Source organism: Halanaerobium sp. (assembly GCF_003070835.1).
Map to the genome: position 1 here is coordinate 1 of NZ_QBLR01000189.1, position 6,623 is coordinate 6,623.

Sequence of the window (6,623 nt, forward strand, 5' to 3'; positions counted from 1 at the left end):
ACCTTATCAATAAAACAAAAGAATCAATAGAAAAGTATAAAGAATATAAAAAGTCTCTAATTTTTGAAGCTGTTACAGGTAAAATAGATTTAAGAGATTACGAATTAGAAGGGGGAGAAAAACTTGCTGAGCACAATAACTCCAGCGAAACTGAAAGAAAACGCCTTTCAGCAGTTGATTAAAGAATATCTGATTTATGAGAATGGTTATGTTGAGAGTAGCAATTTAAACTATGATAAATATCATGCTTTAGATACAGAAATGTTATTTGAATTTCTGGAAACAACTCAGGAAAAAATCATGCAGGAACTAAAAAATATTTATGGACCTGAGTATAAACAGAAAATAGTTAAAAGATTAAATGAAGAATTAGCCAGGAGAAGTATGATTGATGTAATCAAACATGGTATCAAAGATTATGGCAAGAAATTGGACTTAGCATATTTTAAGCCCCCGACAGATTTTAATGAAAAATTAAATAAACTGTATAATCAGAACATCTTCTCCGTGATCGATGAATTAAATTATAAGGATAAGAAAAGAATTGATGTTGTTCTTTTTCTAAATGGTTTACCTATCATAACAATGGAGCTAAAAAATCAAGATACAGGGCAGGATTATAAGAATGCTATTTACCAATATAAAAATGATAGATCACCTAATGAAAAATTATTTAGATTTAAGCAGCGTTCAATAGTAAACTTTGCTGTTGATAAAGATGAAGTCTATATGACAACTGAACTTAATGGAAAGGATACTTTCTTTCTCCCCTTTAATAAAGGAAAAGGCAGAGGTAAATCCAAAAAAGCTGGTAACCCTGAAGTTGAGGGCAAATTAAAAACACATTATCTCTGGGAGGATATTTTCAAGAAAGATCAGCTTTTAGAGATCCTGCAGAAATTTGTCTTTATTGATGTTGAAGAAGATATTGATGAGCAGGGAGATCTACATAAAGATGAAAAGTTAATATTCCCTCGTTACCATCAGTTGGATGTAGTATCTAAAATATTGAATGATGTTAAAGATAAGAAGGCTGGCCATAAGTATCTGATTCAGCATAGTGCAGGCTCAGGTAAGACCTATTCAATCACGTGGTTAGCCCATAGATTGTCCAGTTTACATGATAGAGATAATAATCCTATCTTTAGCAGTGTGATAGTTGTTACCGACAGAGTTTCTTTAGACCAGCAGCTGCAGGAGACTATTTATCAGATAGATCATAAGCTGGGTGTAGTAGCTCCCATCAAAAAAGATTCACATCAATTAGCTGATGAATTAAATTCAGGTACCAATATTATTATCAGTACAATCCAGAAGTTTCCTTTTATCCTGGACAAGGTATCAAATACTAAAGACAAAAACTTTGCAATTGTAATTGATGAGGCACACTCTTCTACCAGTGGTAAAAATATCTTAGCTTTAAAAGAATCCTTATCCTTAGAAGAGGCAGCTGAATTGGATAGACAAGCAGAAATGAATTCTGATGATGTTGAGGATAAGATCAACAAGGAATTAATGCGGGTTCAGAGTCTGGATTCCTTGAGCTTCTTTGGTTTTACAGCTACACCTAAATCTTCGACACTAGAACTCTTTGGTTCTACTAATAAGGTAGGTAAAAGGGAGCCGTTTCATGTCTATTCAATGCGGCAGGCAATAGAAGAAGGTTTTATTTTAGATGTTTTAGAAAACTATATGACCTACAAAACTTATTATCGGGTTAATAAAAAGATTAAAGATGATCCAGAGTTTGAAAAGTCAAGAACTTCAAAAGAGATTGCCAGGTTTGTAAGCCTTCACCCTCACAACATATCACAGAAAACTGAAATAATGATTGAACATTTCCGTGATAAGACAATGCATAAAATTGGTGGAGAAGCTAAAGCAATGCTTGTTACCTCTTCTCGTCTACATGCAGTCAGATATAAGAAGTCTTTCGATAAATACATTAGAGATAAGGGCTATAAAAACCTAAAAAGTTTAGTCGCTTTTTCAGGCACAGTCAAAGATGATGGTTTTGAATATACGGAACCCAAAATGAATGACGGCATACCAGAATCTGAAACAGCTAAAGAATTTGATAAAGATGAATATCAGATCCTTTTAGTTGCTAATAAATATCAGACTGGCTTTGACCAGCCAAAACTGCACACCATGTTTGTTGACAAGCGGTTGAGAGGTGTTAATGCTGTCCAGACTTTATCCCGTTTAAATAGGACATATAAGGGAATTAAAGAGGATACATTTGTCCTTGATTTTGTCAATGAAGCTGATGATATCAAGAATGCTTTTGAACCTTATTATGATGTAACAAGACTGGATTCAGATAATATAAATCCAAATGAGATGTACACTCTTTATGATGAGATAATGAATTCCATGCTTATCAATAAAGATGATATTTATGATTTTGCTCAATGCTATTATGAGAATGACTCTACAGAAGAGATAATAGCCGCTGGAGATAATGCTCTATCTCACAGTGCAGATAGAATAAGAAATTTATCGAAAGAAGATAAATTAGAATTCAGATCTAAAATGAAACGATTTATTAACCTCTATAATCTAGTGCTGCAGGTTCATCCTATTAAAGATGCTGATCTGCACAAGATGAATATTTATTTAAGATTCCTGCTTAAAAGAATTGATATTGAGACTCCAGGTAATGTAGATATTTCTGATAAAGTTGTATTGGAATACTATCAGCTTGAGAATAAAGGTCAGCAGAGTATCGGATTAATTGGTGAAGAAGAGCTTACTGGACCATCTCTTGGCAGTGGCAGCTATCACGAGGAAGAAAAAGAGTATTTGAGTGTTATTATTGAGAGATTGAATGAAAAGTTCCAAACTGACTTCTCAGAGGCAGCTAAAGTTGCCACCGAGCAAATGACTAATAAGTTAAAGAATGATGATGACTTAAAGAAAAGAGCTCAGGCTAATAGCTTGGAAGATTTCAAGATTGCTGTTAAGAAGAAGTTTACCGACACAGTTGTTGAGTCGTATAATGAAAATACTGAGTTCTATGGTAAGATTCTTAATGATAAAGACTTTAAGGAGCAGCTGATGGAGTTGATTATTATTGATCTTTATCGGAGTTTGAATGATAACTAGCTATTATTTTGCAGGATAAAATTATTTGCCATAGAAGTAATATAATATGCTCATTAATTCAAGATTAATGCAGGAGGTTTGCTAATGGCTGATATCTATTTTGATGAAAAACACTTTTTAACATCTGATCCTAATTTAACAGAAAATGAGGATTTAAGGGAACCTCAGATTGAAGCCTATTACAAGGCATTTAATCATTTTATAAAATATAATAAAACTTCTCATGCAATTATAGTTCTTCCTACAGGTGTAGGCAAAACAGGCTTGATGGGTATTTTGCCTTACCATATTTCTGAAGGTAGAGTTTTAATTATTACGCCTGGAACCACAATTAGAGATTCTGTTGTTGACTCTTTAAATCCTAAAAACCCTGAAAACTTTTGGCTAAAAAGAAAAGTGTTTAATCAAGTTGATGAGTTACCAACTCTAATCGAATATGAGGGAGATAAAACACCTAATGAGATACTTGAAAATGCTAATATAGTGGTTTTAAATATCCATAAACTTCAAGAAAGACTTGAATCTTCACTTATAAATAGACTTAATGCCGATTTTTTCGATATGATTTTAATAGATGAAGCTCATCATTCTACAGCAGATACCTGGGTTGAGGCAACTAATTATTTTTTAGCTGAAAAGGTTGTCAAATTAACAGGCACACCTTTCAGAAGTGATGGTAAACCTATAGTTGGTGATGAAATATTTAGGTATAAATTAAGTGCTGCTATGGCAAATGGTTATGTCAAGAGTCTGGAAGATCTTGTACATATACCAGAAGAATTGCATCTAACTGTTGATAATGATTCTTCTGAAGTGTATACTGTAGAGGAAATATATGAAATGGGAATAAAAGATGAAAACTGGGTAAGCCGCTCTGTTGCATATTCTAAAGAATGTTCACAAAAAGAGGTGAATAGAAGTATAGAACAGTTGGAGGAAAAAGCTAAGTATAGTGATTTGCCACATAAAATCATAGCTGTTGCCTGTAGTATTGAACATGCTGAGCAAATTAAAGCTTTATACGAGCAGATGGAATATACAGCAACAATTATTCATAGTAAATTGAAAGAAGAAGAATTACAGATGGCATATAAAAATATTGAAAATGATAGAACACAGGTAGTTGTTAATGTTGCAATGCTTGGTGAAGGATATGATCACAAATATTTGTCTGTAGCTGCATTGTTTAGGCCCTTTAGAAGCAGATTGCCTTATGCTCAGTTTGTAGGTAGAATTTTAAGAAGAATACCAGATTCTGAAGCTCAAAGCGCTCAAGACAATGTTGGAGTTATAGTTTCTCATGAACATTTATATTTAAGAGATTTATGGAATTATTATAAAAAAGAGATTCAAGAGAGTAATACAATTCGTTTATTGGATGAATTGGAGAAATCAGAAATAGATCTTGGGTTTGAAGGTGAGTCCAATCGTGATTACTCAATTGGTAAAGCAACTGAAAAGGGTGAAGGGGAAACCATTATAGATTCTTATATCACCACAGAATTGATAGAAAAACAAAGAGAAGAGAAAGCTAAAAGGAAACAGGCCATTATAGAATTACAAAATTTATTAGAAATCAAAAAAGAGGAAGCTGTAAAAATTTATGATCAAAACCAAAGTAAAAAGTCTAAAATTAAAAGGCCAGATCAATATTTTAAGGATCAAAAAAACAAAATAGATAATTTAATCAGATATGAAATAGTACCAGAAATAATTAGTGATTTTAAATTAGATGCTTCGGATAATGACATTAAGAACTCTAAACTTTTCGAGGGGGAATTTTCGTGGATCAAAAAAATTAATTCTAATGCAGGGATGCTGGCAACTTATTTTAATAATGCTTTAAAAATGAAAATTGATAAAAAGAGAAAAGACTGGAAGTTAGCTGATTATGAACATGCTTTTGAAAAGGTAAAGCCAATAAGGGAATATGTTGAAAATGTATTGAAAAATTATTTAAGTCCAGGAGATGAAAAGAATGAGAAAAGATATTGAAAAATTGTACGACTTGTTTTATTCATCTATTTTAACTCCGCACAATTTATTAGATAATATTGAGTTAGGTAATTACCGCTATATTAAGTATTATCAAGAGAACAATAAAACAATAGCAGAGATAGAATGTGAAGTTGAGGGTGAATTTGTAGTTTTTTATTATAAATTTGATCAAAAAAATAGGTTGGACAGTGTTTTTATGGGAGAAAACAAAAAATTAGTTTATGATAGAGAGCTGGAAAAACAGTATCAACTTGCTGAAGTTGTTCAAAATCAAATAGAAATAAAAAATAGTTTGAATAAAGCACAGTAGATTAGGAATTTATTGAAGTTGCAAACTCTTGATTTTTCCATTATAATATAACCTAGAAACTACGGAAGGTTTGCAGGGTCAAAAGTGTTAATACCCAAAAAGTCAAACGCTTTTCAAATTTTTATACTGGAAATCTTATTTAAATAACTCTAAATATTTTCTGAAAATGGTCTTTTTTATTGTCGTCAAGACACTTAAATCAACATTAAAAACAGCTCACAAAGGCTGTTAGTTCAATGAATATAATTTTTTCTCAAAAATCACTTGACGATAATAAGAGTAACTGTTATAATATTTATTGTTGCTTAAGAAAAGTTTTAGCGTGCGCCTGTAGCTCAACTGGATAGAGCGTCTGACTACGGATCAGAAGGCTAGGGGTTCGACTCCTCTCAGGTGCGCCATTTTAAATTTTTAATTTTTTGTTTTATCAGGAGATATTCTATGGAAAATGATATAAAATATATGAAGATGGCCCTGGCAGAAGCCAGGAAAGCTTATCAAAGAGCTGAAGTACCAATCGGTGCAGTTGTTGTCTGTGATGACCAGGTTGTTGGCCGTGGGTTTAATCTCCGGGAGCAAACTCAGGATCCAACTTCTCATGCCGAAATGATTGCTCTAAGAGAAGCAGCCAAAAAAAATGAGGCTAGCTGGCGCTTGGAAGATTGCCAGCTTTATGTGACTTTAGAGCCCTGCCCAATGTGTGCAGGTGCAATTCTACAGTCTAGGATTAAACGCCTTGTTTATGGAGCCAGTGATCCCAAAGCCGGAGCTGTCAAGAGCCTCTATCAGCTTTTAGATGATGACCGTTTTAATCATCAGGTAGAAGTTGAAGCAGGAGTAATGGAAGCAGAATCAGCTCAGCTTTTAAAAGATTTTTTCCGTGAGTTAAGACAACGGAAGGATGGGTGAGTCTGGCTGAAACCGCTCGACTCGAAATCGAGTAGACAGTTTTGCTGTCTCGGGGGTTCAAATCCCTCTCCTTCCGCCATTAGATTTTATCATCCATAGATTATATATAAATTTTCAAAGTAGAGACTTAGAAGAGAAGTGTTATTAAATTTGAGTATTCGAATTTAATCCTACTTCTGACTTCTTACATCCTACTTCCTTACGGAGAGGTGTCCGAGTCTGGCTTAAGGGGCCCGCCTGGAAAGCGGGTGTAGGCTCAAACCTACCGAGGGTTCGAATCCCTCCCTCTCCGCCATTA

General features: G+C 33.6%; 4 protein-coding genes, 3 tRNA genes and 1 pseudogene. All 8 read left to right on the forward strand.

The window, feature by feature from the left end:
- A pseudogene (locus CI949_RS14900) lies at positions 1–182 on the forward strand (hypothetical protein); the annotation flags it as partial.
- Entirely contained in the window at positions 124–3,108 is a 2,985-nt protein-coding gene (locus CI949_RS14905; RefSeq protein ID WP_108137537.1) for a type I restriction endonuclease subunit R, read from the forward strand. The pseudogene CI949_RS14900 and the gene CI949_RS14905, both read left to right, overlap by 59 nt.
- A gap of 84 nt (positions 3,109–3,192) precedes the next feature.
- Entirely contained in the window at positions 3,193–5,103 is a 1,911-nt protein-coding gene (locus CI949_RS14910; RefSeq protein WP_290767712.1) for a DEAD/DEAH box helicase, read from the forward strand.
- Positions 5,087–5,416 (forward strand): hypothetical protein, encoded by a 330-nt coding sequence (locus CI949_RS14915; RefSeq protein WP_108137541.1) that lies wholly within the window; start codon positions 5,087–5,089, stop codon positions 5,414–5,416. Before CI949_RS14910 ends, CI949_RS14915 begins: the two co-directional genes overlap by 17 nt.
- 324 nt (positions 5,417–5,740) lie before the next feature.
- Positions 5,741–5,817: transfer RNA gene (locus CI949_RS14920), tRNA-Arg, on the forward strand.
- A gap of 40 nt (positions 5,818–5,857) precedes the next feature.
- A complete protein-coding gene (tadA, locus tag CI949_RS14925) occupies positions 5,858–6,325 on the forward strand; it encodes a tRNA adenosine(34) deaminase TadA (protein WP_290767715.1) in 468 nt (155 codons plus the stop codon).
- A tRNA-Ser gene (locus CI949_RS14930) sits at positions 6,312–6,404 on the forward strand. The genes tadA and CI949_RS14930 overlap by 14 nt, the downstream gene beginning before the upstream one ends.
- A gap of 124 nt (positions 6,405–6,528) precedes the next feature.
- Positions 6,529–6,620, forward strand: a tRNA-Ser gene (locus CI949_RS14935).
- Positions 6,621–6,623: the final 3 nt, after the last annotated feature.